Here is a 442-nt window from a genome sequence, read left to right as displayed (position 1 = left end):
ACTTGGTGCTGCCATAACCGCGTACCTGCTGATACATTTCTATTTCCTGATTTGACAGAATTCGGCGCATGGCGAGGTGTGCGTTCAAATGCACCAACCGAAAGTCGGCCTGCAGGTGTGCCAGCTCTTTCACCAGGCGTGCCGTATTTTCTTCAGTGGCCTTTTGTTGGGCGTACAAGCTTTCCAATTCTGCCTCCTTGTCCACAATCAGTTTCCCGATCCGCATCGCGTTTTGCGCCATTGCATCGTAGGCTTGTTGTGTTTCGGCCGATTGGGCTGCAGAGAGCCCAAGTTTCTTGGCCTCGTCCAGTACGTGTCTCGGCCCGGGATAGCGGTTGAGTTCGGCAGCCTTTGACGTTCCCATGCCGCGGCCGTTAAGATAATCGCTGATTTCCTGCTCCGATAATGCCTTGATCGCCCGCTTTTCCTGGCCGGCGTAAGG

1 protein-coding gene is annotated in these 442 nt (G+C 54.5%); it reads right to left on the bottom strand.

Annotated features, from left to right (window positions below; translation table 11 throughout):
* On the bottom strand, positions 1-442 hold a 442-nt coding region (locus DVK06_RS18820), incomplete at both ends, for a hypothetical protein (protein WP_121601170.1).

The organism is Halorubrum sp. Atlit-28R, assembly GCF_003665955.1.
In the GTDB taxonomy this organism is placed as follows: domain Archaea; phylum Halobacteriota; class Halobacteria; order Halobacteriales; family Haloferacaceae; genus Halorubrum; species Halorubrum tropicale.
The sequence above is the reverse complement of the archived record's forward strand: the minus strand, read 5'-3'. Positions and strand labels throughout refer to the sequence as shown.